Source organism: Pseudarthrobacter sp. TRD_SC_9 (assembly GCF_055361265.1).
In genome coordinates, this window is the sequence record NZ_CM143956.1 from 3,219,498 (window position 1) to 3,243,786 (window position 24,289).

Sequence of the window (24,289 nt, forward strand, 5' to 3'; positions counted from 1 at the left end):
TACGCTTTAGCATTTGGCCCTACACTGTGATATAGGACACATCCTCAGTCTGCGGTGGGATGGTCTGCTTCAAGACTGGTGCCCCTTGCTTGGGGAGTCACCATCACACGCGCGTGTATGAGGAGATATTCCAATGAATAAGTCACTCCGCTTTATGGCCGTACCTACCCTCGCTTTGGGCGCACTTGCCCTTTCCGGATCGCCGGCCATGGCCGCTGACCAGTCCTACCAGGCCACTCTGGGCCAGCTCAACGGCAGTTCCGGTGCAGCCACCATCGAACTTCACGTCACCGGCGATGAGGCTCATGTGGTGCTGAACGTTTCGGGTATGCCGGCAACGTTCATGGACATGCCCTACCCGCACGTCCAGCACATCCACGGCGGGGCGCAGGGCACCTGCCCGGACCCTTCGGCTGACAAGGATGGTGACCAGGTTATCTCCACCACCGAGGGCGCACCCAACTACGGCGGCATCCTCACCACCCTCTCCACCAGCGGTGACACCAGCCCCGCAGCCGGTCTGGACATCAAGGCCGCCGGTCAGGGCGCCGCTTACACGATTGACCGCACGTTCCCACTGAATGCTGAGACCAAGGCATCCCTCGACGCCGGGACCGCCGTCGTCGTTGTCCATGGCCTTGACCCGGCCACCCTCAGCCCGGCCGGCGCGGCAGCCAAGTCCGACCTCGTCCCCGAACTGCCCCTGGCAGCCACGTCGCCGGCATTGTGCGGAACGCTGACCGCCGGACAGATGAAGATGCCCGTCGGCGGCGCTGAAACCGGCATCGCCCAGGAAACCGGCACCGATACCGGAGCACTCGCTATCGGCGGGGGGCTGGCCCTCATCGCTTTGGCAGGCGGCGCCTACGTTCTCCGTCGTCGCAGCGCAGAATCAGCCGGCTAAACACAGCTGACCGGTTCGACACAGTGACACACACGAAGCCCGGCCGCCGTGGAGGTTTGAAGACCACCACGGCAGCCGGGCTTCTGCTCGCCTTGGCACTGACCGGCTGCGGCACCGGCACGCCACCAGCCACTGCTCCCGCGCCGCCGTCGGCAGCAGCCGGCACCGCCCAGCCTTCCATGCCGGCAGCAACTCCTGCGGTTCCGGTGGGTCTTGTGATGCCTGCGTCTGCACCGGTCACGCTGAGCATCCCAGTAATCGATGTCCGCACTGATTTGCTGCGTATGGGCCTTCGGGAGAACGGGTCATTGGAGGTCCCCGAGGACACCGGCAGCGGCGCCCCGGCGTCCTGGTATCACGGCTCCCCCACCCCCGGCGAACCTGGACCCTCCATAATACTGGGGCACGTCAACGCCCGGGGCGGAAACAAGGGTGTCTTCGCGGACCTCCAGAAACTCAAAACCGGCGATGAGATCAACGTTTCCCGAACCGATGGGAGCACGGCCGTGTTCACCGTCGATCGCGGGGCCCTCTACAGCAAGAACAGCTTCCCCACCTTCGAGGTTTACGGCAACACACCCGGCCCCGAGCTCCGTCTCATCACCTGCGACGGGTACGACCCCGCCACCGGACTCTTCAATGACAACTACGTCATCTACGCCAAACTTAAAGCCTGACAACCCGGCCGCCGGTCCCCTTATCCGGACGGCGGCAAGGACGGACGAGGAATGAACCGCCCCAACACCCTGCTGGTCTCCCTGGCCATGTCCGCCCTCCTGCTCACCGGCTGCACCGCTGCAACCGGATCGTCAGGAACAGCGCCTGCTCCGCCCTCAACCGTTCCCGCTCCGACGGGCGCGTCACCGCAATCTGACACGGCCGGCGGCCACAGCGGCGCGCACCACAGCGAAGAAACGCCCGCTCCGCTTACGAACGCAGACGGGCCCAGCGATGCCGCGAAGATGGTCTGCGGGGACCAGCCCATGGACCGGCTCACCACAATACTGGACCTGAAAGGGACCCCCCACACAGTCAGCAACTGGGCCGACAACACCTTCACTTGCACCTACCACCTGGACGAAGGCGACTTGGAAATCTCCGTCAAAGAAGCCACGGACCAAACCACGGCATTGACCTACTTTGACGCCATGCAGGCCCTGGCAGAAAATGCCACGCCCATTGAAGGGCTCGCCAGCCTGGGGTTCCCGGCCTACGAGACCACAGACGGGTCAGCAGTATTCCAAAAAGACAGCTTCGTCCTTCACGTGGACGCCACCGACCTCCCTGCAACCCTGGGACCGGAAAGCATCACCCGCAACGCCCTGGCCTACCAGCTCTCAACCACCATCCTCGCCTGCTGGGTCGAACACCACTGACACCCACTGGCAAAACACAGCATTCACAGCGGTTCCATGAAGGGGGACTGCTTAGGCGGCCGGCCCATCCACGGGCAGCTGGCGCAGATTCGTCCACAAGGCGTCAAGGTCTACGGTGGTTCCATCGGCGAAGACAAAGCTGCGGCCGCCGGAAAGACGCGCGTTATCAAGCTCCGCAGTCATGGTCTCTCCGCCCAGCCCGATCAGGACCGCATACTCACCACGGGTCACAGGCGCGGACGTACCCACCCACGGAATGGTCAACTCCTCCCCCATCGGGTGCGGAGCCACACGCACCCAGGTGCCGGCGTCATCCAGTGCCTGCCCCTGAACGTCTACCGCGCGGACTTCGCTTCGAAGGGATGCGCCCGCGTCAAGGGGCCAGCCACCGATCCGCAACAGGCTGCCTTCACCAGCGACGCTGCCTGCAGTGCCGGCAACCCGGACCAGGCGTAGTTCCACTGCTCCGCGGGTAACTGAGACCACCGTAACCTCGGGCCCCGGGGTGGCCGTTCCTTTCGCGCCGCTGCCGTGATCGGGCCCGGCGTCCGGGTCAACGTCGATCCACTTCAGGACGCCCCGGGAGGCACCTGCAAGCACCCCGCCGACCTCCCGATGACCCAGGAACTCAAAACCCGTGCGGTGGGTGAGCCTGCCCTCGCTGTCCACCAGGACCACGGAATTATCCAGCGACTCCGGCTCCAGGTCGGGGAAACTGTGGGTGGAGTACCCCAGCCGCGCGTACAGCGGCGAGTCAGCCACGGCAACCCCTGCGTTGGCGTGGTCGGTACCGTGATTGCGGATGCGAATGACGCCGTCGGCAAGGGTTCCGTTCACCTGCCAGCCGGGAGCGGCAATCAGCCGTTGCGTGTCCCCGGTTTCCACAGGCAGCGGCTCTTCCACAGCAGTCCACACGGGATGATCCGGCGGCAGGGCCAGGCCCAGCATGCCCTTGGCAGCCCAGTACGGCGAGCCCGCCCCGGAATAGGACTGTTTCATACCTGGAAACTCGCCATGCCAGCCGATGGACAAAAGCCCGTCGTCGGTGATGGAGCCGCGGCTGGTGAAGTAGCTCAGGATGCCTGATGCGGCGCGCCTGCTGACGCCAGGGTCCAGCCTGGAGTGGCCGGAAAGCTCGCCCACCCAGAACGGGGCGGCGGCGGCAAAGCGGTAGATCAGGCTGCGGCCCTGGATGAGCGGGGCTCCGTTCGCTCCAACGAGGTGCACGGCGTCGTCAAGAAAATCGGCGAGGCGGTCGCCGTCGAGTTGCGCCCGGGCCCGGACCCGGGGATCGTCAGGAGCCATGATCTGCAAAAGCTGCGGATACACCTGGAAGGCCCAGCCCACATAGTGGTCGTAAGCCCGCTCAGGACCATCAGCAAACCAGCCGTGGCCGCGGTACAGGGAATCATGGATCGCCAGCCCGGCGTCTATGTCCTCGTCCGAGTACCGGCCGCCAACAGAGGCCAGGAATGTTTCGACGACGATCTGGAACCACACCCAGTTGATGGGCGGGTACTCCTCACCGATCACCGTCTCAAACCACGCGATCAGCTGCTCCTGCACCCGATGCGGAAGCTTGTCCCACAGCATGTCCCTGGTCAACGCGAGCCCCACAGCCAGGGAAGCCGCCTCCACTTTGGCTTGTGCCAGCTCGCCCGGCGTGGGCCACCGGTCCGGATTGGCCGGATCGGTGCCGGCGTCGAGCCCCTGGGCATACCATTGCGCGATCCAGCCCGTGGACTCGGGATTCCCCGCCATCCGGAAGGACGCCAGCAGGAAGGTCCGGGCGAAAGCTTCCAGTGAGTCGCTGCGGGGGCCGTAGGCGCTTTTGGCGCCGGGCAGGTACAGGTTCGCGTGATCCCCGGAGGCATAGCGGTGGGCGGAGCGCAGGAGGTGGTCAGCGTAGCTGCACCAGTGCTCCCTGGTGAGTCCCGTCCGGGGTGAAAGGTGCCAGTCGAGCGGCGGCAGGTTCAGGGCAACGGAAGAAGCGGTACTTGGCATAGGTCCTCAGATCCTCAGGAGTCAGAAGGTGGCTGAATCGGATCGGGTGCGCTCAGCCATAAGATGGCCCGCCGGAGCAGTTCCAGGTGTTCGGCGGATTGGAAGGAGGCGGCGTCGTGGCCCAGGGCGTCGTAGAAAGTCCTGCCGGTTCTGCCGTCGTCCGTTGCCGGGCGCTCCAAGGACCACATCACCGGGTGCTCGATCCCGTCGTGGAGATGGGTCGCATGGACACTGATGCCAGGCGCCGTCCGCAGGTAGCTGTACCGCTCATCCAGCAGTTCAAAATCATCAATTGCGTCAACGATGCCTCCGGAACCATGCCGGATGCGGATGGCTGCCGGACCATAGTCGGGGTGCATGGAGGTCCCGCGGATCCAGCGGCCGCCCAGCCCGGTTTCCCATTCCGGCAGGTCCGCAAAGCTGGTGGCACTGACATGGCTGGCCAGCAGCGGCCGTCCCGAGTCCAGCCAGCGCCGCAGTCCGGCCGAAGCTTTGGGCGTTTGCGGGGACGGCAGGCCATCGCGGGGCAAACCGACGTTGGCTACCAAGAGGTCAGGCAGTTCGTCCCCGCTCAGATCCGCCAGATCCGCCAGGGCAGCGTCCACGTCGTCAGGGATCCCGACGTCGAACCCTGCCTCGCGAAGCAGCGCCGCCAAGGCCCCTGACGTCTCTGGGAACGGATGCCAAGGGTCCGCGTACCGGCCTGCACCGCTGAGCAGGGTTGCCCTTTTGGGTCTTTTTGCCTGCCGGGCCACCCCGGAGGAAGCTGCTGATTCGGCCGTCACTGGGAGTCTCCCAAGACGTTGCCTACGGAGATTCTCGGTGCGCCAATGGAGGACTCCCGCAGAATCAACTCCGGATTGAGTTCAACTCGGTGCACCGGCCGCATCCGTCCTTCAGCCAGCCGGGCTGCCATAAGCTGCACCGCCACCTTGCCTACGTATTGCTTGGGCGGCCGGACAGCTGAAATGGCAGGCTCGGCGAGGTAGGCCACTTCATCGTCGTATCCCACAATCGCCATATCCCCGGGCACCTGGCGTCCCCTGTCCACGCAGTGCTGCACGAAGGCCACTGCCTGCGTGTCCGAGTGGACCAGCATCGCCGTGGTCCCGGTTTTGTCACAAAGCTCAAGGACGTGATCGAAGTGCTGTGTACGCTTGCCGTTTTCCTGCCTCGCGGAATCCTCGTGCACTGAGTTCTCCAAGGGGATTTTCAGGGCAGCCAAGGCTTGCTGCCAACCGCGCACCACGTGTGGGCTTGTGGGGCTGGCGGCATCTGCCAGGCAGCCGATCCGGCGGTGCCCCTCCTGCCACAGGTGCCGCACCGCGATTCCGGCGCCGAATGCGTGATCGGTGGCCACCCAGTCCAGCCGATGTGCCGGAATTTCGAGGGGGGAACGTCGTTCGGCCAGCACCACGGGTATGGGCAGCGCGTTTAGCCAGCGCAGCAGTTCGTGGCCCTGTTCTCCGGTCATGTCCGGCGCCACGATCAACCCGTCAATATTTTGGGTATCCAGCAGCGCCTGGACCTGTCTGCGGTTATCTGCGGCATCGTAGGCGGAGCCGCGGACCAGAATTCGGAGGTTCTGCTCTTCCGCCGCGGCCCGTGCCCCGCTGATGACCTGTGGCCAGTAGTAGTCAAGCGATGGCACGACCATTCCGATGGCGTAGCTGTGCGGCTGCTGCCGGGCCGCCGTTGCCGAGCGGTCAAGGCGGCTGGGGAGGGTCGCACCGCCGTGAACCCGCGATACCAGCCCTTCATCCGCCAGAAGGTTTACGTCCCGCCGGATAGTCAATTCACTGACTCCCAGCTTTCCGGCAATATCGCGGACGGTGATGGCGCCGTGGGCCCGAAGCTCTTCCATCAGCCGCTCCCGCCGTTGCAGGGAGAACAGCGATTTTCCTGCTGCTTCATGCGGTTGTTCAGGGCTCATGATGATGCCTCCACAGTGAGGGTGAATAAGCCGTCAGCCCGAAGGCCGGCGGGCATGCGGAAACGCAGGCGGGTGAGCTTTTGGCCCCAGACGTCCGACAGCAGGGGATCGTCCAAATGCCATTCGTCAACGAGTACGACGGCGGCCGCCGGCTCCCAGCGCAGTACCGCTCCGCGCCCGGTGCTCCCAGAGGGAATTGCAGCGGGAATCCCCGCAGGATGGATGCTTACGCTGCCCTCAGTGCAGGAGACGGTTCCGGCTGCCAGGTAGGTGATGTCGACGTCGGACCCGGTGCCTGCGGGAGGGGACATCAGCTTCCAGCTGTCGGTGACAGTCACACGCCTGGCCTTGCTGTCCAGCGAGGAGGTGCGGATCCACTGTTCGGGACGCAGTCCGTAGGCAGCTCCAATTGCCAGCCTGAGTGTGGGTGCTCCTGGTTCCGGCCGGCTTAGTACTGCAGCGGCAAACTCCGCGCCTGTGCCCTGCTCCATGCCGAAGGGCGCGGGCACACTGTGCCAGCCGCTTTGCATGGCACGGATGTCGTAGCGCTCCGGCCCGAAGGTCTTGGCCGTATAGGTGGGTTGACCCGCATCTACGAGCAACGGAATGCCATCGACGGCCACCACTACCGAACCCACGTCACGGTGGTTATGGTGTTCGCCGTTGTGGCCGCCCTTCGCAGCCAGAAGCAGGCCGGCCGGGCTGCCATCTTCCTCTCGGGCCACCATGATCTGCACGGAAGGCAGATAGGTGAACGGAATCAGCGGCGCCTCGGGCCGGGTAGCCGGCTCCACCGTATTCAGAAGCGCATGGAGAACCCTGCCCAGCCCGGAGGCAGCCTCCAGGTTGGCGGTTGCCATCGCCGCTGCATGCCTGCTGGCCGCATCATCACCAAGGCGGAGCGCCCAGCGGTGCAGCATCTCCCAGGGAAGAGTGATCGCGGCCTGGGCGGGACCGTCGGCCACGTTGAGGAACCACTTGCCCGCCACATGCATCCGGTGGGGAAATGCCACCATCTCGCGGATGATGGGAAGGTCGGCGTCCAGCGCCCCTGACGTGGCCTCCTCCAGCAGCGCCAGCCCTTCCAGTGCCCGTCCTGCCCCGTTCCACCAGTACGCAAAGCCTTCGTCAATCGCGCCGTCCGCAGGCAGGGAAGCCAGGAAACGGTCGAGGCCTTCTATGCACCGGGCGACGGTATGGGCCTGAAGCGCCGGGCTGTCCACGAGGAAGATCACCGCGGCCAGAAGGTTGGAATGGATCCAGGGATTCCAGTTATGGACATCACCGTCCAAGCCAAGCCAGTGCCAGTCCAGCCGCTCCACGAAAGGCAGAATGACCCGTCTGAGTGTTTCCTCGCGGATGCGGCGTCGCAAACCCGGCGCCCGCTCATCAAGTCGCCGGCCAAGGACGTGATCCAGCCAGGCCAGTTGTGCGGCCACTTCCCCGGCCCCCAGATCCAGGTAGGGCCGGGCCATGTCCGGAACGATTTCCCGGGAGCGGGAGAACACATCGTCATGGGCTGCCCAACTCCACGAGCTTTGCTCGCACAGGAGGTAGGCGCCGTCGATCACTTCATCGAGCCATTCCTCCTCGGCGCCGGCAGGACCACCAGGTTCCGGTATCAGGCACATTACGACCGCTCGGGTCAGGCGTTGCTGCCGCGCCGCTACCAGGCCCTCGTAGGCCGTGCGGTTCCCGTCGCGAAAGTACCGGGCGTAGTGCGAGACAAGCGGCTGGGGCCAGGCAGTCCCCTTCTCTTCCCAGGCCTGCCGACGCAGCGCGGTCACCGCAATTCCGGCTGGCCGGGGCAAGGCGGAGTCGCCTTCGGGCCGGACCCGGACCCTGCCGGCAGCTCCTGCCAGCAGGCTTTCCAGGCGTACAGCGGTCCCCTTGTCTCCCCAGGCTGAGGCCAGTACTCGCGCGGGGTGTCCTGCTGTAGGAGTAGAAAGGGACATTTAGACTCATTTGTTCGAGTATGAACGGTTTAGATCGATCCTGACAGATTTGAATGATCCGTCTTGTTTATGAGTATCTACTGAATGTTAGATGTGATGCAAGACATGAATGCAGCCACGGCTGGTCCCAGCCACGAGATGCAGAAAGGAGGGTTCTTATGTCACTGAAGCCCAAGGCGTTGCTGGTCATGAACAGTGGAACCTTTGCTGATCAATTTGATTCCACCCGTCTGCAGCGGCTTGGCGCGATGGTGGACCTCGGCGAGGAACCATGGACTGATTCGCTGGATGTTCCGGGACTGGCAGGACGTCTGGCAGAAGTAGAAATCCTCCTGACCAGCTGGGGCGTGCCGCGCTTGGATGCGGCGAGATTGGAGCAGATGCCCAAACTTCGCGCCGTCTTCCACTGCGCCGGCACCGTGCGTAGCTTCGTTAGCGAGGAGCTGTGGGAGCGCGGCATACTCGTGACGAACGGCGCGGACGCCAACGCCATTCCGGTGGCGGAGTTCACCTTCGCCTCCATTGTCCTGGCGGGCAAAAAGGCCCACGTTTTGTCCAACGATGCCCGGACCTTCCGGGATGACTGGAGTTACGCCACCCAGCGTGGCGAACTCGGCAACATCGGCAGGGTCATCGGGGTCATCGGCTTCTCCCGCATCGGACGTCGGGTGGTCCAGCTCGTCCAGCAGTTGCAGGATGTGACGTGCCTGGTGAGCGATCCCCATGCCGATCCGCTGGCTGTCGCCGCGGCCGGGGGGCGGCTCGTCCCGCTTCAGGAGCTCCTCAGAACCTCCGACGTCGTCACAGTCCATGCCCCGGCCCTCCCGGAAACACGGCATATGGTCGGCGCTCCTGAACTGAAGGCCATGAAGGACCATGCCACGTTCATCAACACGGCGCGTGGTTCTCTGGTGGACACTAAAGCGCTCGAAGCCGAATGCGCGACCGGGCGCATCACGGCCTTGCTGGATGTCACTGAACCCGAGCCCTTGCCTGCGGATTCCGTGCTGTACAGCCTCCCTAATGTGATCATCACTCCACATATCGCCGGATCCCTGGGGACGGAAACACGGCGGATGTCGGATGCCGCACTTGAGGACCTGGAACGGTATCTGACCGGCCGGGACCTCCTTGCCCAAGTGGTCCACGAGGACCTCTCACTTAGCGCCTGACCCTCAAGACCGCCGCCACTACGGCAAACTGATAACCCTATTAAGGAGAACGCAATGAAGCGCACAACCCTCGCCGCCATCGCACTGGCAGCAGCTGCCGGGCTCGGCCTGTCCGGTTGCGCAGGTGCCGCCGGCACGGCTGAACCGCAAAGCCAGGACGGCAAGACCCGCCTGACAGTTTCGGTGTGGAACTACGAAGGCACACCGGAATTCAAAGCCCTGTTTGACGGCTACGAGGCCGCCAACCCGGACATCGACATCGAACCGGTGGACATCCTTGCCGATGACTACCCGCAGAAAGTCACCACCATGCTGGCAGGCGGGGACACCACCGACGTCCTTACCATGAAGAACGTCATCGATTACGCCCGGTATGCCAACAACGGCCAGCTACAGGAGATCAACGGTGTGGTGGACGCTGTTGGCAAGGACAACCTCGCGGGCGTGGACGCCTTCGACATTGACGGGAAGTACTACGCTGCACCGTACCGGCAGGACTTTTGGCTGTTGTATTACAACAAGGAACTGCTCAAAGCGGCCGGCGTGGAAAACCCCGCTGACCTGACCTGGGAGGAGTACACGGACCTCGCCAAGAAGCTCACCACAACCGTTGACGGCAAGACGGTGTACGGCACCTATCACCACAGCTGGCGATCGGTGGTCCACTCCATCGCCGCGGCACAGAACGACGGCGACCAGAACAGCGGCGAATACGGCTTCTTCGAGGACCAGTACAACACCGCTCTGGATCTCCAGCAAAGTGGTGCCACCCTCGATTTCGGCACCTCGAAGAGCCAGAAGACCAGTTACCGCACGATGTTCGAAACCGGCCAGGCCGCAATGATGCCGATGGGTACCTGGTACATCGCCGGCTTCCTGCAGGCCAAGAAGGACGGCAAGACCAACGTTGACTGGGGCCTGGCTCCGCTGCCGCAGAAAGAGTCCAACGGGAAGGTCAGCACCTTCGGCTCCCCCACGGCGTTTGCCGTGAACAAGAACGCCAGTAATTCAGATGAGGCTCGAAAGTTCATCGAATGGGCCGCTGGTGAAGAGGGCGCCAAGGCCATCTCCAAGATCGGCGTGGTGCCGGCCCTGCAGGACGATGCAGTAACGGACACCTACTTCCAGCTGGAAGGCCTGCCGAACGACGAGCTTTCCAGGAAGGCATTCACGCCAGACGAGACCGCCCTCGAAATGCCCGTGAGCGACAAGTCCGCGGCCACGGATAAGATCCTTAACCAGGAACACGACCTGATCATGGTTGGCGAGCGCACCGTGGCTGACGGCATCGCTGAAATGGGTAAGCGCGTCAAGAGTGAAGTCCTCGGCAAGTAGCCCTCCCTCGCCCCGGCGCCGGTATCCGGCGCCGGGGCGGAACCCAGAACTTTCCGATCCTGAATGGGAGGAACGCCCCGGCATCCGGGAGCGGTCATCTATGACGACTGAAACATACAAGCCGGTTGCCGCCCCGGCACCAGCGCCGCTGCACAGCAGGGGCAACCGTAAGCAGGCGCGGCGCAACACCCTGATTGGCTGGACCTTCATCCTGCCGAACTTCCTGGGCTTCCTGGCCTTCACGCTTATTCCGGTTGTGGCGGCCTTCGCCCTCTCCTTCATGGAATGGACTTCCTTTACCGCGCCGCGCTGGGTAGGGCTGGAAAACTTCCAGCGGATGGCTCAAAGCGATACTTTCTGGATCGCCCTGCGCAACACGGTGGTCTACGCATTGGGGCACGTGCCCCTCACGCTGGCGCTGGCCCTGATGCTGGCCATGTTGCTGAACCGCAAGCTCAAGGGCATCGGCTTCTTCCGGGTTGCCATCTTCTTTCCGTACATCACCTCGCTGGTGGCGGTCGCCGTTGTCTGGAACATGCTGTTCAGCCCGGACAACGGCCCCATCAACCAGTTCCTGAACGCCATCGGCATCGTGGAGACGCCGGGCTGGACGTCCAGTTCGGACTGGGCCATGCCCGCCGTCATCATCACCAGCGTCTGGCGTGACATGGGCTACTACATGATCCTTTACTTAGCCGGCCTGCAGGCCATCCCGACCGAGCTCTATGAAGCCGCCGAAGTAGATGGCGCCAGCGCCTGGCAGCGTTTCTGGAACGTCACCATTCCGTCCCTGCGTCCTACCACTTTCTTTGTGGTGGTGATGCTTACGGTCTCCAGCTTCAAAGTCTTTGACCTCATCGTGGTCATGACCAACGGCGGTCCCGGCCGCTCCACCACGGTGCTTTCCCAGCTGATCTACCAGGAAGGCATCGGCGAGGGGAAGTTTGGTTACTCATCGGCCATTTCGCTCGTGCTGTTCCTGATCGTCCTGACGGTCACCGTCGTGCAATTCAAGATCCAACAGCGAAGGGAACGCTGATGACCAACATGGCCGAAGACCTCAAGGCCGAGGCACCCTTCCTTGGCACCGGGTTGGAACCCTCTCCTGAAGACCGCCGGAGCACCCAGCGCAGACGGTCCACCCGGGAACGCAGATCCCGCATCACCGACGTTGTCATCTACGCGGTGCTGGCAGTACTGGTGCTGGGCCTCATGGTGCCCTTCATCTGGATGGTGTCCTCTTCGTTGAAGGAGAACAACCAGGTTCTGACAGTCCCGATCCAGTGGATTCCCACTGAATTCGTGTGGAGCAACTACAGCGATATCTGGTCGCGGATTCCCATGCTGGGCTACCTGCAGAACTCGCTTTACCTGGCGGTGATCATCACCTGTCTGCAGGTCCTCACCGGCTCCCTTGCAGCTTATGGATTCTCCAAGGTCCGTTTTCCCGGCCGCGACGTGCTGTTTCTGGCCTACATCGGAACCATCGCCGTGCCCTGGCAGGCCTACATGGTACCGCAGTACATCATGATGCAGAATCTGGGCCTCACCAACAGCTTCAACGCCCTGATCCTGCTGCAGGCATTCGGCGCCTTTGGCGTCTTTTTGATGAGGCAGTATTACATGACCATCCCTGATGAACTCTGTGAGGCTGCCCGCATCGACGGTCTCAGCGAATATGGCATCTGGGCCCGGGTGATCCTGCCGCTGTCCAAGCCCGCCCTCGCCAGCCTGGCGTTGCTGACGTTCGTCAACACCTGGAACGACTACATGGGCCCGTTCATTTACCTCACCAGCAACCGGCTGTGGACAGTCCAGCTTGGGCTGCGCTCCTTTGTGGGGCAGTTCGACGCCGAATACGCCATGATCATGACCGGTTCCGTGATCTCGGTGCTGCCAATCCTGATTATCTTCCTGGTCGGTCAGCGTTACTTCATCCAGGGCATTGCCACGAGCGGCATGAAGGGGTGACGGGAGTGCGCCAGCACACCTCAGTGCCGCAGCGGCGGGGATTTGGACGGATCTCCGGACCCGGATTTGAAACCTTCGGCACCATCTTCGGTTTCGTTTATACCTTCCTCGCGGGGAATGTCCTCATGGCGCTGGCCAACGCACCACTGGTTCTGTGCCTTGCCCTGGTGGCAGACCCCGCGGCTGCCTGGCCGTTCTTCCTGGCACTTTCGGTGACCGTGCCGCCGTCGCTCGCGGGGCTGTTCGCTGCATTCGGGGCCCTGAACGACGAAGGTACCGCCGTGAAACCCGTGGCAGCGTTTCTCCGCGGGTACAAGCGGGGATTCCTCCGCGCATTCCTGCTGGGCCTTGCTGCTGTGGCCGTTCTGTTGTTCCTCGGTGTCGACCTGGTGATTGTCCAGGCCATGCCTGCTGCGGCCGTGCTGGTTCCGGTCATCCTGGTGGCGGCAGCCGTCACGGTATGCCTGACGGTTACGGCCACAGCGGGGGTGGTGTTGCTCCCAGAAGCCCGGATGAAGAGTCTGATGAAGGCGTCCTTGTACCTCTGCGTCCAACGCTGGTACCTCAGCCTGGCCATGCTGGTGTTGCTGGGCATCATCGCAACGGCCTCCGTACTCCACCCGGTGCTGGGAGTGGCTCTCGCGCCGGCACCACTGCTGTTTGTCATCTGGAGCAACGCGGCCTACGCCTTCCATGCCGTCCTGCGTGAAGCCCCCGTCTAAGCCAGCACCTGTCCCCCCGTCAATAAATGAGGAAAACCTTATGGATTCATTCGCCATCGGCAACCAGGACTTCCTGCTGAACGGCAACCCGTTCCGCATCCTGTCCGGGGCCATCCACTACTTCCGGGTCCACCCCGATCAGTGGGCTGACAGGATCCACAAGGCCAGGCTCATGGGGCTGAACACTATCGAGACCTACGTGCCCTGGAACGAGCACTCCCCCGTTCCGGGAACATTCCACACCGATGGAGGACTCGATCTGGGCCGTTTCCTTGATCTTGTGGCGGCCGAGGGCATGCACGCCATCGTCCGGCCGGGCCCGTACATCTGCGCCGAATGGGACAACGGCGGCCTGCCGGCGTGGCTGTTTACCGATCCCACGGTCGGTGTGCGGAGCAGCGAACCGGGCTTCCTTGCGGCAGTGGACTCCTACTTCACGTCCCTGTTGCCCCTCGTGGTGGAGCGGCAGATCACCCGGGGCGGCCCGGTGATCCTGTTTCAGATCGAGAACGAGTACGGCGCCTATGGCAGCGACAAGGTGTACTTGCAGCACCTCGTGGACCTTGTTAAACGTCTGGGCGTGGACGTACCGCTCTTCAGTTGCGACCAGCCCGCCGGCAGCATGATCGAGGACGGCTCGCTGCCGGAACTGCACAAGACCGGCACGTTCGGCTCCCGTTCCCTTGAACGGCTGGCCTATCTCCGCGAACGGCAGCCCACCGGCCCGCTGATGTGCGCGGAGTTTTGGAACGGCTGGTTCGACAACTGGGGAACCCACCACCACACCACCGACGCCGCCGCTTCTGCAGCAGAGCTTGATGCCCTTCTCACAGCTGGCGCCTCCGTCAATATCTACATGTTCCATGGCGGCACCAACTTCGGATTCAGCAATGGGGCCAACGACAAAGGCATCTACGAACCCACCATCACCTCCTACGACTACGACGCCCCGCTGAGTGAAAACGGGCACCCCACGGAGAAATACTTTGCCTTCCGGGAAGTCATCGCCAGGCACTTCGAGGTTCCGGACGAGTTGCCCGAACCGGCGCAACCTGCACCCGAAGCCTTGGTGACCGTGACGGCCGGCATCCCCCTGCTGGAGGCGGCTTCTGCACTCAACGCTGTGCCAACGGCCTCCGACGTCGTTCCCACCAGCGAGGTCACCGGCACCTACCGCGGATTCCATCTCTACGAGCGGACACTGCAGCAAGCGGGCCTGCTGTCCGTCGCCGAAGTCAGGGACCGGGCGCAGTTTTTCCTGGACGGCGTTCCCGTCGGAATCCTGAGCCGGGAGCTTGATGAACGGTCCATCGCGCTGCCCCACAAAGGACTCCTGCAGATCCTCGTTGAGGACCAGGGCCGGGTGAACTACGGGCCACGGATTGGCGAACCGAAAGGACTGATCGGCCCCGCCACCCTGAACGGCGAGAAACTCTCAGGGTGGAACGTTGCGCCCTTCTACCTGGCCGAACTGGCACCACTACGTGCCCTGGCCCGGGAGTTGACGGGGAATGGGGGCGTCGCGGGTCCGTCAGTGTCGTTCGGGACGTTCACCGCGACCGGTCCAGGGGACCGTTATCTCCGCCTTGATGGATGGACCAAGGGCAACGCCTTCATCAACGGCTTCAATCTGGGCCGTTACTGGAGCCGTGGCCCGCAGCGCACCCTGTACGTGCCCGGCCCTTTGATCCGCAAGGGCGACAATGAGATCGCGATCCTTGAATTGCAGGGCAGTTCCACCCGCGCTGTTCGGTTTGTGGCAGGGCCTGACCTGGGGCCGGACGAAAAGTAGCGCCCCGTGCCGGGAGCTGCTGCGGTCCCCCGGATGGGCTCGTACGTTCCGGCATGTCCGCTTTCACAGCCTGCGCACATCTCCGGCAAACCCCGGAGCTAACTGCGCTGCCTAAAACTGGTGCATGACACCACTGAGTAACAACAACACCGAACACAAACCCACCAGGCGCGCGGTCCTCACCTCCGCCCTGGCCCTCACGGTCACAGCCGGCGGCGCCACAGCCTGGGCGTTGGACCGGTTTGTGGTCCAGCACGTGGAAATCGCAGACGTCTCCGGCTATGAAGCAAGCCAGAGCGGCACGACGGCGGAAGCCGCCGGCAGTTCGGCCGGAACGTCCTCCGCTGCTGCTGATGCCATCCTGACCGAAACGTCCTTCGTTACGGACAGCACCAGCATCTCCATCTCAACGGTGACTACCGGCACCGGTGATGGCACCGTCACCTATTACGTTGCCGACGTCGTGCTCGAAAACGCAACGACGCTCCGTTCCGCGTTCGCGAACGACAGCTTTGGGGAGAACATCACGGAGACGACGTCGGCAATCGCCGCAGCGAACAACGCCGTGTTCGCCATCAACGGGGACTACTACGGCTTCCGGGACACCGGAATCGTTATCCGCAACGGCGTGGTGTTCCGCGATAAAGGCGCCCGCCAGGGCCTGGTCTTCTTCACGGACGGGACCGTGAAGGTCTACGACGAAACCTCCACTACCGCCGAACAGCTCTTGGCGGACGGAGCCTGGAACACTCTCTCCTTCGGCCCTTCCCTGCTTCACAACGGCCAGATTGCCTCGGGTATCGAGGACGTGGAGGTGGACACCAACTTCGGCAACCACTCCATCCAGGGCGAACAGCCACGCACTGCCGTCGGAATCATCGACGCAAACCACCTGGTGTTTGTGGTGGTGGACGGCCGCAGCCCCGGCTACAGCGCCGGCGTGACCATGACCGGGCTGGCGGACATTATGCAGGGCCTGGGGGCCACAACCGCCTACAACATCGACGGCGGAGGCTCCTCCACCATGTACTTTAACGGCGCGCTGGTGAACAATCCGCTCGGCGAAAACAAGGAACGCGGCACCTCCGACATCCTCTATGTAGCGGGTTGAGCACCATGGTCATCCTGATTCCCGCATATGAGCCGGACGAGCAACTGCCCGCCCTGGTCCGATCCATCCGGGAAGCCGGGCCGCGGATTTCGATCGTGGTGGTGGACGACGGCAGCGGTTCGCAGTACAAGGACGTGTTCGACGCCGTGAAGGGGCTGGGATGCCACGTCCTGGGTTATGCCCGCAACAGGGGCAAGGGATTCGCGTTGAAGGCAGGGTTCGGCTTTATCGCGGACAGGTTGCCGGAGCGCGACGTGGTGTGCGCTGACAGCGACGGCCAGCACACCATCGGGGACATCCTCCGGGTGGCGGACGCGGTGGGCGGTTCCCTCACCATGGTGCTGGGCACACGCAGCTTCACCGGCAACGTTCCGGCCCGCAGCAGGTTCGGCAACACCGCCACCCGGCTGCTGTTTACGCTGGCCACCGGTGAGCGCATCGCCGACACGCAGACCGGCCTTCGCGGCTACCCTGCCGGGATGATCCCATGGCTGCGCTCCGTCCCCGGCGAGCGCTACGAATACGAACTAAACCTCCTCCTCGAGGCCAAACAAGCCGGCTACGCCATCACCACAATCGATATCGCCACCGTCTACCTGGACCACAACTCGGGGTCGCATTTCCGGCCGGTGGCGGATTCTCTGAGGATTTACGGACCACTGCTGAAATTCCTGGCCTCTTCATTGTCAGCATTTGTGCTGGACACGGCCATGTTCCTGTTCCTCGCCGGCCTCACGGGCTCGTTGCTGGTTGCCGTTGTTGGCGCCCGCGTGGTGAGCTCCGGAGTGAATTTCCTGGCGAACCGCCGCCTGGTATTTGCCCAGGGCAAGGCGTCACCCGTACGCACCGCGGCCCTGCGCTACTTCGGCCTGGCCGTTGTCCTGCTGGCAGCGAACTACGGCGCCATTGCCCTGCTGAGCAGTTTGTCCTTGCCGGACCTGGCCGCAAAAGTCGTGGCGGAAATTGGCTTGCTTGCCGTCAGTTTCGCTGTGCAAAGCCGGTACCTGTTCACCCGCACTTCACGGCCCGGCCACCACCTGGACACTCATATCCCTGCCTAGGTCCCGTCACAGCAACGGCACAGGGTGCGCCGGAAAAGTAGATACCGGCACTACAACAGATTTCGGAGAACCACATGAATTCACTACTTTTCATCGCCGCGGACCTCGCGGCCATCAGCATCCTCACCTTCTTCCTGTACCTTCGCCGCCACCGGCGCCGGGACCTGGTGGTGTCCTACCTGGGCATGAACGTTGGAGTACTGGCCGTGGCCACTGCGCTGACCGGCTCCTCGGCAGGACTCGGGCTGGGGCTGGGGCTTTTCGGCGTCCTGTCCATCATCCGGCTCCGCTCCACCGAGCTGGCCCAACACGAGGTGGCCTACTATTTCTCGGCGCTGGCGTTGGGCTTGATTGCTGGCCTCGGCATTGAGCCTGTGTGGCTGGCACTGTCCCTCATGGCCCTGATCTTGATGGTCATGTTCATTGGAGACCACCCGAAGGTACTACCGGCCTACCGGCACCAGATAGTCATCCTGGACCGTGCCATTGCGAACGACGCACAACTCCACCAGAGGCTAGCGGAAGTCCTGAACGGGCGCATCAACTCGGCCACCGTCCAGGAACTGGACCTCGTCAACGACAAGACCATCGTGGACGTACGGTTCGCGTACCGCCCAGGGGGCAACCCGGACTCCGCCAGCTCCGCGCTCACCCCGGAGTTGTCCCTTTCAGCCCAAGTGCCGGCGTCGAACGTCATGCTGACGACCGCGGGCCGCCAACCGGAGCGTGTGGCGTGACCGGCCCAGCAGCGGTTCGCCGCCTCCACGAACTGCCGGGCGTGAGCCTGGAGGAACTGAATGAGGCCGCCGCGCTGCAGACCCGTGTGGATCGCAAGTACGTGGTTCCCGAGGCGGCATCCCGGCAGATCCTGGAATCCTTCCGCGGCGAAGTCCGGGTCCTGGAGATGGCCGAATCCCGGTCCTTCGACTACGACTCCGTGTACTTCGACAACCCGCAGTTGGACAGCTATTTCCTGGCAGCGCATGGCCGCCGCCGTCGCTACAAGGTGCGGACACGAACCTATGTGAATAGCGGCATCAGCTTCCTCGAAGTCAAAACCGAAGGCGCACGGGAGGCCACCGTCAAGGAACGCATTCCCTACGCCTTGTCTGATCGGTCTCGGATGACCAAGGAGGGCCTGGACTACGTGACCGAGACGCTCCTCGCGACGGTAGGCGAGTCGCCTTCCGGTCCGCTGGGTCCCGTGCTCGAAACGCGGTACAACCGGGTCACGCTCTATCTTCCGCAGTCCGGAAGCCGCGCCACCATCGACTCGGACGTGACGTGGCGTCGCCCCGGCGGGACCGCCTGGACGCTGGACCGTTCAGTGGTGCTGGAAACCAAATCAGGATCCGTGGCTGGCCCATTGGACAGGCACCTCTGGGCGCACGGCATCCGGCCGGGCAGGATCTCCAAATTCGCCACCGGAATGGCAGCGCTGTGCCCGGAGCTGCCCGCCAACCGCTGGCACCGCACGCTGGGCTCCACCTTCCCGCTGCGACCAGCTGCCTGAGCCCCTTCTGCTCCATCAACCCTTGAACCTCTGAACCTTTGAGATAGGAACCCACCATGAAGAAAAGCATCAAAAACTACGTATCCGTGGGCGCACTGGCCCTTTCCCTCACCCTGGCCGGTTGCTCCACCACCGCAACCCCCGCTGCCACCTCTTCCCCGGCCAGCAGCATTGCGGGAACCAGCACAGAAACCACTTCCGGCACGACTACCGGTACCACTACAACCACGGCTACTGCAGTGTCCCTCGACGCAATGGGCCTGGACACCCATTACGACGCTGACGACCTCACCTGGGACGCCGCCGAGGAGGTAGCCGTCACGCTCAAGGACGGCGCCAGCGCATCCGCCGCTGGCCAGGCAGCCGGCGTCACCGTAGACGGGGACACGGTCACCATCACCGCCGCCGGGACGTACCGGCTCAGCGGCTCGCTCACGGATGGCCAGGTAGTGGTAGCGGCAGGCGAGGAGGACGTAGTCCGGATCATTCTTGACGGCGTCGAGATTTCCAACTCCACAGGATCGCCCTTCGTGGTGCAGAGCGCCAACGAAGCGATTGTCTACCTTGAGGACGGAACCGGCAATTCACTCAGCGACGCGGGCAGTTACGCCGACACCGGCACCGAGGCACCCAACGCGGCCCTCTATTCGCAGGCCGATCTGACCATCGCAGGCACCGGTTCGTTGAACGTGGAAGGCAACTTTAACGACGGGATCTCGTCGAAGGACGGCCTGGTTTTGGTGTCAGGAGAGGTCACTGTGGACGCCGCGGATGACGGGATCGTGGGCAAAGACTACTTGGCGCTGCTGGACGGCACCTATTCTGTGACCGCAGCCGGAGATGGTTTCAAGTCTGACAACGAGGAAGACGAAGGCCGGGGCTGGACGCTGATCACTGGCGGAACCCTGAACGTTACAGCGGGCGACGACGGCATCAAGGCGTTCAACCAACTGACCGTTGCAGGTGGGACCGCAACGGTTGCTGACTCGGAAGAGGGCCTGGAAGCTGCCCACATCCTGGTTTCCGGCGGGACCGTTGACGTGACCTCGAACGACGACGCCATCAATGCCTCGGGTGGCAGCAGCACCGTCGCTTCTGGAGGAGGAGCAGGAGGCGGCATGGGCGGCGGCAGCATGGAAGTGGGTGACTACACCGTTGAGATTACCGGCGGATCCGTCACCCTCAACTCCGGCGGCGACGGCCTGGATTCCAACGGCAACGCCACCATCAGCGGCGGTACTCTGGTAGTGAACGGCCCCACCAGTTCCGGGAACGGAGCGCTGGACGTCAACGGTGAACTCGCTGTCAACGGCGGAACGGTGGCCGCCGCCGGCAGCGCCGGGATGGTGGTTACGCCGGGCACCACCTCCACCCAATCGGGCCTCCAGATTTCCCTCGGCTCCTCCGTTCCGGCCGGGACCCTCCTCCAAATCGCCGACTCCACTGGTAACGTGGTGGCCTCCTTCGGCACCGCCAAAGCTGCCGCCTCGTTGATCTTCTCCTCTGCGGACATCGTGGCCGGCCAGGAGTACACCATCTACACGGGCGGGACGGCCACTGTCAGCACAGGCGTAGGGGCCGGTTCCCTTGACGGAGCCGTGGAAGTGGCCACCGTTGTGGCCGGCGAATACACGGCGGGCGGCGGCATGGGCGGTGGCGGCTTCCGTCCGTAGGCACCTGTCACGCACCGACGGCGACCGCTCCAGCGGGAGACCGGATGGCTAGACTGTGAGCGTGCCCAGTGACCAGTCCTCTTCAGAGCAAGAGCCTTTCCGGCGCAGCCGGCTTGCCGAGCGCCTCCTACCCGGCGGAACGGAACCGGATCCTCGGTTTACGCTGGCCAACGAACGGACCTTCCTGGCCTGGATCCGCACGTCCCTGGCACTGCTGGCGGGGGGTATTGCCATCGAGGCATTCACGGCGGACCTTTTTATTGAACCCGTCCGCCAGGGCATCGCCATCCTGCTTCTGGGCCTGGGCATGCTGTTGAGCGCCGGTGCCGCCGTCCGCTGGCTTCGGGTGGAACGCAGCATGCGGAACAAGGCACCGCTGCCCCTGCCGCTCATCGTCCCCCTCCTCGCCGGCGCGGGTGCGTTGGCAGCAGCGGTGGTGCTCGTCGTCATCCTGCTGGATTAGTCCATGCCGGCAAGGATGCGGCGTCCCGCCCCGCACCAGGACCCGGGGCTGCAGCCCGAACGGACCAGCCTGGCGTGGGGCCGCACCATGATGGCACTCATCACAGTAAGCGCCATCTTCCTCCGCTGGCTGCCACTGCATGGCCTGCCCATCCTGGCACTGTTCGCTGTTGCGGCGGGCGCGGCCGGGGCGATTTACTTCACCCAGCGGCGGCGCTACCGGGCCAGCTCCCAGGGGATATCCGCCGGACGCTTGGGGGCGGACGTCGCTGCCGTGCTCTGGACCGCCCTTGCCTGCGTCGCGCTGGGCGGCCTGGGAATCGCTGTGGTGCTGACGGGCTAAAAAGTACCGGCCGCTAGAGCCCCATCGCCGTCCGCACCTCATCCAGAATGTGGTGCATGGCAGCTTCCGCGGCGGCAGCGTCGCCGCCAGCCACGGCTTCCGCCACGTCCTCATGGGCCTTGAGCGCCTGGGGTCGTGGCTTGAAAGGCATCAGCCCCTGCCTGGTCCGGCTGGACAGGACCTCGGCCACCATCACGTCCAACGCTTTGAACATCTCGTTCCCGCAGCTGTGCAGGAGCAGCTGGTGGAACTCAATATCCGCCGCCAGGAAAGCCTCCAGGTCCCCGGCCTCCCCCAGCGTCCGTAACTCGCGTGCGAGCGCTGCCAGCCGGCGTCGTTCTCCCGCTCCGGCGCGTTTCGCGGCACCTGCTGCGGCAATGGGTTCGACGGCGATACGCAGTTCCGTGAGGCTGGCGTATTGTTCTGCGCGGTGCCGGGACGCCAGGCGCCAGCGCACCAGCTTGGGGTCGTAGTAGTTCCAATGCTCCTGCTCCTGGACCACAATGCCCACCCGGCGGCGCGAGTAGACCAGGTTCATGGATTCGAGGACGCGCATGGTGTCGCGGGCCAGGGTGCGGGAAATGTCGTATTCCTGCTGAATGCCCTCGAGAGTGAGCCGCTCGCCCGGCGGGATGTCGCCGGCAACGATCGCCTCGCCCAGGGCGTCCAGCACGCGCACGTGCAGGGCATCGGGCGAGGCCCCCGGTACTGGCCGCGGCCCGGATCCTGGTACAGCCGCCGGCCGGTAACCTGTTGCCGGACCCGGCACTGAAGTGGGTGTCGCCCTCGACATTCTTGCCTCCTCTGCGCCGCAGCGCATAACCAGTATGCCGTTTCTCCGAAAGATATGACCAGTATCACGAAAAGGTAGTATCTAGACCTGAAATGGTGCTATCTTATTTTTCGAGCCGAGTATTGTCGGTTGCCTGGAGCTTCACCCGAAGCCAACGACGTCTTCTACGGAGGTAGAGCAATGAAGTCTGCTGCCACCCACCTTGTGGTGATGGGTGTTTCCGGTGCCGGTAAAACCACCCTCGCCGAGGCACTCTCCGCCCGGCTTGGCTGGGTTATGGCCGAAGCTGATGAATTCCACCCGCAGTCCAACATCGCCAAGATGAACAGCGGCACGCCCTTGGATGACGAGGACCGCTGGCCGTGGCTGACCGCCATCCGCGACTGGATGACAGAGCAGGCAGAAGCCGGGCAATGCACAGTCCTGACCTGCTCGGCCCTCAAACGGAGCTACCGCAACCTGCTCACTGAAGCCCAGGGGAACGTCGTCTTCCTGCACCTCGACGGCGATCCCAACCTCCTGGGCGAACGCATCCACAACCGCACGGGGCACTTTATGCCGCCCACCTTGCTGCCCAGCCAGCTCGCCACCCTCGAACCGCTGACGGTGCAGGAAACGGCCACCGGCAGCCTGGTACTGGATATCAGCCGCACCCCCGGGCAGTTGGTGGAGGACGTCCTGTCCGCGCTCCACCTGCACGCCAACAACTAGTCCCTTTCCCCCCGTTTCAAAGGAGAATCATGACCATCGAAGGATGGGAACAAACCCTCGGCGCAGGTCCCCTGCTCCTGATTGCCGGCCTGGCGATCCTGGCCCTGCTGTTCCTCATTATCAAACTGCGCATGCACGCACTGCTGGCCCTGATCCTGATCAGCCTCGCGACGGCATTCGCTACGGGAATCCCGGCGGACAAGGTGGTCTCCGTCCTGGTCAGCGGCTTCGGCAGCACACTGGGAGCAGTTGCGCTCCTGGTGGGCCTCGGCGCCATGCTGGGCCGCATTGTTGAAACCAGCGGCGGCGCCAAGTCGCTGGCTGACTACCTCATCAACCTCTTCGGCGAAAAGCGGGCCCCTCTCGCGCTGGGCGTCGCCTCGCTGATCTTCGGCTTCCCCATCTTCTTCGACGCCGGCCTGGTAGTCATGCTGCCCGTGGTCTTCGCCGTTGCGCACCGCCTTGGTGGCGGGGTTCTCCGCTACGGTCTGCCGGCTGCCGGCGCCTTCTCCGTGATGCACATCTTCCTGCCGCCGCACCCCGGCCCCGTTGCGGCCGCCACGTTCTTTGACGCCAACGTTGGCCTGGTTGTTATCGTCGGCCTGATCGCTGCGATCCCCACCTGGTACGTGACCTGCTACCTCTTCGGCCTTTGGACCGGCAAGAAGCTGGTCCTCCCCGTTCCCGAACTGCTGGGCCGTGCCGACGCCGAAGCCGAAGCCAACCCGCCGCGTTTCCGCACAGTTGTATTGGTCCTGCTGCTCCCGTTGGTGCTGATCTTCCTCAACACGGGCCTCAGCACAGCCACTTCCTCAGGCCTTCTGCCGGAGACTGCCAAGGGTGAAACCTGGTACCAGGTGCTGCGGACGATCGGCGAAACCCCGGTGGCCCTCCTCATTGCCGTCCTGGTAGCCATGTTCGTCCTGGGCCGCAGGCGCGGCAAGAGCGCCGGCGCTCTGGAGAAGCTGCTTGAATCCTCGCTGGGCCCGGTCTGCTCGGTCATCCTGATCACCGGTGCCGGCGGCATGTTCGGCGGCGTGCTGCGCACCTCCGGCATCGGCAGCGCCCTGGCGGACGTCCTGGGCGACGCCGGAATCCCGCTGATTCTGGCTGGCTTCCTGATCTCCGCCATCCTCAGGATCGCCCAGGGTTCCGCGACGGTGGCCCTGACGACGACGGCGGGCCTGATCGCCCCCGCGGTTGCCCTCGCCGGACTCAACGGCATGCAGGTTGCGGCACTGGTCATCGCCGTCGCCGCCGGCTCGGTAGTGGTCTCCCACGTCAACGACTCCGGCTTCTGGCTGGTGGGCCGCTTCTTCGGCATGGACGTCAAGACCACCCTGATGACCTGGACCGTGATGGAAACCCTCATCGGCGTGATGGGCTTCGGCATCGCAGCCGCCATCTTCGGACTGGCGGGCCTCGCAGGCTAGCTCTTCAGGTGAAATTCGACGGCGG

The 24,289-nt window shown here is 63.9% G+C and carries 23 protein-coding genes; 18 read left to right on the forward strand and 5 right to left on the reverse strand.

Translation table 11 applies throughout. The features are described from left to right. Positions 1 to 133 precede the first annotated feature (133 nt). The 3 genes from ACWA13_RS15060 to ACWA13_RS15070 are packed head-to-tail and all read left to right on the forward strand — an operon-like array spanning position 134 to position 2,280. A complete protein-coding gene (locus tag ACWA13_RS15060) occupies positions 134 to 904 on the forward strand; it encodes a hypothetical protein (protein ID WP_463934979.1) in 771 nt (256 codons plus the stop codon). Between the two features lie 23 nt (positions 905 to 927). After that, the gene (locus ACWA13_RS15065; protein ID WP_463934980.1) at positions 928 to 1,581 is read left to right on the forward strand and encodes a sortase domain-containing protein; all 654 of its coding nucleotides are present in this window, start codon (positions 928 to 930) and stop codon (positions 1,579 to 1,581) included. A 51-nt stretch (positions 1,582 to 1,632) separates the two neighbouring features. Next, entirely contained in the window at positions 1,633 to 2,280 is a 648-nt protein-coding gene (locus ACWA13_RS15070) for a hypothetical protein (RefSeq protein WP_463934981.1), read from the forward strand. A gap of 51 nt (positions 2,281 to 2,331) precedes the next feature. On the opposite strand, the gene ACWA13_RS15075 is transcribed toward ACWA13_RS15070, so the two are convergent. From ACWA13_RS15075 to ACWA13_RS15090, 4 genes are read right to left on the reverse strand one after another with little or no spacing between them, the layout of a single operon-like run. Further along, positions 2,332 to 4,284, reverse strand: a complete 1,953-nt coding sequence (locus ACWA13_RS15075; RefSeq protein WP_463934982.1) for a DUF2264 domain-containing protein — start codon at positions 4,282 to 4,284, stop codon at positions 2,332 to 2,334. A gap of 14 nt (positions 4,285 to 4,298) precedes the next feature. After that, the gene (locus tag ACWA13_RS15080; RefSeq protein ID WP_463934983.1) at positions 4,299 to 5,069 is read right to left on the reverse strand and encodes a ThuA domain-containing protein; all 771 of its coding nucleotides are present in this window, start codon (positions 5,067 to 5,069) and stop codon (positions 4,299 to 4,301) included. Further along, positions 5,066 to 6,217, reverse strand: a complete 1,152-nt coding sequence (locus tag ACWA13_RS15085; protein WP_463934984.1) for a LacI family DNA-binding transcriptional regulator — start codon at positions 6,215 to 6,217, stop codon at positions 5,066 to 5,068. The genes ACWA13_RS15080 and ACWA13_RS15085 overlap by 4 nt, the downstream gene beginning before the upstream one ends. Then, complete coding sequence (locus ACWA13_RS15090) at positions 6,214 to 8,172, reverse strand: heparinase (RefSeq protein WP_463934985.1); 1,959 nt, start codon at positions 8,170 to 8,172, stop codon at positions 6,214 to 6,216. The genes ACWA13_RS15085 and ACWA13_RS15090 overlap by 4 nt, the downstream gene beginning before the upstream one ends. A 158-nt stretch (positions 8,173 to 8,330) precedes the next feature. Here ACWA13_RS15090 and ACWA13_RS15095 point away from each other — a divergent pair, with 158 nt between their 5' ends. From ACWA13_RS15095 to ACWA13_RS15155, 13 genes are all read left to right on the forward strand, one after another. Beyond that, a complete protein-coding gene (locus ACWA13_RS15095; protein ID WP_463934986.1) occupies positions 8,331 to 9,344 on the forward strand; it encodes a hydroxyacid dehydrogenase in 1,014 nt (337 codons plus the stop codon). A gap of 54 nt (positions 9,345 to 9,398) precedes the next feature. After that, positions 9,399 to 10,679 carry an ABC transporter substrate-binding protein gene (locus tag ACWA13_RS15100; RefSeq protein ID WP_463934987.1) on the forward strand — a complete coding sequence of 427 codons (1,281 nt, stop codon included), beginning with the start codon at positions 9,399 to 9,401 and terminating at the stop codon, positions 10,677 to 10,679. A 100-nt stretch (positions 10,680 to 10,779) separates the two neighbouring features. After that, a complete protein-coding gene (locus tag ACWA13_RS15105) occupies positions 10,780 to 11,718 on the forward strand; it encodes a carbohydrate ABC transporter permease (protein WP_463934988.1) in 939 nt (312 codons plus the stop codon). Beyond that, on the forward strand, positions 11,718 to 12,650 hold the full coding sequence (locus tag ACWA13_RS15110; RefSeq protein WP_463934989.1) for a carbohydrate ABC transporter permease: 933 nt from the start codon (positions 11,718 to 11,720) through the stop codon (positions 12,648 to 12,650). The genes ACWA13_RS15105 and ACWA13_RS15110 overlap by 1 nt, the downstream gene beginning before the upstream one ends. A gap of 5 nt (positions 12,651 to 12,655) precedes the next feature. Beyond that, positions 12,656 to 13,372: a DUF624 domain-containing protein gene (locus ACWA13_RS15115; protein ID WP_463934990.1), complete on the forward strand. Its 717-nt coding sequence runs from the start codon at positions 12,656 to 12,658 to the stop codon at positions 13,370 to 13,372. Positions 13,373 to 13,412: 40 nt separating this feature from the next. Next, positions 13,413 to 15,164, forward strand: a complete 1,752-nt coding sequence (locus ACWA13_RS15120) for a glycoside hydrolase family 35 protein (RefSeq protein ID WP_463934991.1) — start codon at positions 13,413 to 13,415, stop codon at positions 15,162 to 15,164. A gap of 124 nt (positions 15,165 to 15,288) precedes the next feature. Next, complete coding sequence (locus ACWA13_RS15125; protein WP_463934992.1) at positions 15,289 to 16,275, forward strand: phosphodiester glycosidase family protein; 987 nt, start codon at positions 15,289 to 15,291, stop codon at positions 16,273 to 16,275. A gap of 5 nt (positions 16,276 to 16,280) precedes the next feature. Further along, positions 16,281 to 17,336: a GtrA family protein gene (locus ACWA13_RS15130; RefSeq protein ID WP_463934993.1), complete on the forward strand. Its 1,056-nt coding sequence runs from the start codon at positions 16,281 to 16,283 to the stop codon at positions 17,334 to 17,336. Between the two features lie 74 nt (positions 17,337 to 17,410). Continuing rightward, the gene (locus ACWA13_RS15135) at positions 17,411 to 18,073 is read left to right on the forward strand and encodes a DUF4956 domain-containing protein (RefSeq protein ID WP_463934994.1); all 663 of its coding nucleotides are present in this window, start codon (positions 17,411 to 17,413) and stop codon (positions 18,071 to 18,073) included. Next, positions 18,070 to 18,849, forward strand: a complete 780-nt coding sequence (locus ACWA13_RS15140) for a polyphosphate polymerase domain-containing protein (RefSeq protein WP_463934995.1) — start codon at positions 18,070 to 18,072, stop codon at positions 18,847 to 18,849. Before ACWA13_RS15135 ends, ACWA13_RS15140 begins: the two co-directional genes overlap by 4 nt. A gap of 56 nt (positions 18,850 to 18,905) precedes the next feature. Next, complete coding sequence (locus ACWA13_RS15145; protein ID WP_463934996.1) at positions 18,906 to 20,522, forward strand: carbohydrate-binding domain-containing protein; 1,617 nt, start codon at positions 18,906 to 18,908, stop codon at positions 20,520 to 20,522. 55 nt (positions 20,523 to 20,577) lie between these two features. Next, positions 20,578 to 20,985 carry a YidH family protein gene (locus tag ACWA13_RS15150; protein ID WP_463934997.1) on the forward strand — a complete coding sequence of 136 codons (408 nt, stop codon included), beginning with the start codon at positions 20,578 to 20,580 and terminating at the stop codon, positions 20,983 to 20,985. 3 nt (positions 20,986 to 20,988) lie between these two features. Continuing rightward, positions 20,989 to 21,327: a DUF202 domain-containing protein gene (locus ACWA13_RS15155; protein WP_463934998.1), complete on the forward strand. Its 339-nt coding sequence runs from the start codon at positions 20,989 to 20,991 to the stop codon at positions 21,325 to 21,327. A 13-nt stretch (positions 21,328 to 21,340) separates the two neighbouring features. Here the strand turns inward: ACWA13_RS15155 and ACWA13_RS15160 are convergent, their stop codons facing one another. Next, positions 21,341 to 22,120 (reverse strand): FadR/GntR family transcriptional regulator, encoded by a 780-nt coding sequence (locus ACWA13_RS15160; RefSeq protein ID WP_463934999.1) that lies wholly within the window; start codon positions 22,118 to 22,120, stop codon positions 21,341 to 21,343. A 180-nt stretch (positions 22,121 to 22,300) separates the two neighbouring features. On the opposite strand from ACWA13_RS15160, the gene ACWA13_RS15165 reads away from it, so the two are divergent. After that, the gene (locus tag ACWA13_RS15165; RefSeq protein ID WP_463935000.1) at positions 22,301 to 22,831 is read left to right on the forward strand and encodes a gluconokinase; all 531 of its coding nucleotides are present in this window, start codon (positions 22,301 to 22,303) and stop codon (positions 22,829 to 22,831) included. A 29-nt stretch (positions 22,832 to 22,860) separates the two neighbouring features. Continuing rightward, positions 22,861 to 24,264 (forward strand): GntP family permease, encoded by a 1,404-nt coding sequence (locus ACWA13_RS15170; protein WP_463935001.1) that lies wholly within the window; start codon positions 22,861 to 22,863, stop codon positions 24,262 to 24,264. Positions 24,265 to 24,289: the final 25 nt, after the last annotated feature.

Bases quoted from the DNA above. Each gene is read 5' to 3' on its own strand.
- ACWA13_RS15060 (WP_463934979.1), top strand. From the start codon at position 134: ATGAATAAGTCACTCCGCTTTATGGCCGTACCTACCCTCGCTTTGGGC.
- ACWA13_RS15070 (WP_463934981.1), top strand. From the start codon at position 1,633: ATGAACCGCCCCAACACCCTGCTGGTCTCCCTGGCCATGTCCGCCCTC.
- ACWA13_RS15075 (WP_463934982.1), bottom strand. From the start codon at position 4,284: ATGCCAAGTACCGCTTCTTCCGTTGCCCTGAACCTGCCGCCGCTCGAC.
- ACWA13_RS15085 (WP_463934984.1), bottom strand. From the start codon at position 6,217: ATGAGCCCTGAACAACCGCATGAAGCAGCAGGAAAATCGCTGTTCTCC.
- ACWA13_RS15090 (WP_463934985.1), bottom strand. From the start codon at position 8,172: ATGTCCCTTTCTACTCCTACAGCAGGACACCCCGCGCGAGTACTGGCC.
- ACWA13_RS15095 (WP_463934986.1), top strand. From the start codon at position 8,331: ATGTCACTGAAGCCCAAGGCGTTGCTGGTCATGAACAGTGGAACCTTT.
- ACWA13_RS15100 (WP_463934987.1), top strand. From the start codon at position 9,399: ATGAAGCGCACAACCCTCGCCGCCATCGCACTGGCAGCAGCTGCCGGG.
- ACWA13_RS15105 (WP_463934988.1), top strand. From the start codon at position 10,780: ATGACGACTGAAACATACAAGCCGGTTGCCGCCCCGGCACCAGCGCCG.
- ACWA13_RS15110 (WP_463934989.1), top strand. From the start codon at position 11,718: ATGACCAACATGGCCGAAGACCTCAAGGCCGAGGCACCCTTCCTTGGC.
- ACWA13_RS15120 (WP_463934991.1), top strand. From the start codon at position 13,413: ATGGATTCATTCGCCATCGGCAACCAGGACTTCCTGCTGAACGGCAAC.
- ACWA13_RS15125 (WP_463934992.1), top strand. From the start codon at position 15,289: ATGACACCACTGAGTAACAACAACACCGAACACAAACCCACCAGGCGC.
- ACWA13_RS15130 (WP_463934993.1), top strand. From the start codon at position 16,281: ATGGTCATCCTGATTCCCGCATATGAGCCGGACGAGCAACTGCCCGCC.
- ACWA13_RS15135 (WP_463934994.1), top strand. From the start codon at position 17,411: ATGAATTCACTACTTTTCATCGCCGCGGACCTCGCGGCCATCAGCATC.
- ACWA13_RS15145 (WP_463934996.1), top strand. From the start codon at position 18,906: ATGAAGAAAAGCATCAAAAACTACGTATCCGTGGGCGCACTGGCCCTT.
- ACWA13_RS15155 (WP_463934998.1), top strand. From the start codon at position 20,989: ATGCCGGCAAGGATGCGGCGTCCCGCCCCGCACCAGGACCCGGGGCTG.
- ACWA13_RS15160 (WP_463934999.1), bottom strand. From the start codon at position 22,120: ATGTCGAGGGCGACACCCACTTCAGTGCCGGGTCCGGCAACAGGTTAC.
- ACWA13_RS15165 (WP_463935000.1), top strand. From the start codon at position 22,301: ATGAAGTCTGCTGCCACCCACCTTGTGGTGATGGGTGTTTCCGGTGCC.
- ACWA13_RS15170 (WP_463935001.1), top strand. From the start codon at position 22,861: ATGACCATCGAAGGATGGGAACAAACCCTCGGCGCAGGTCCCCTGCTC.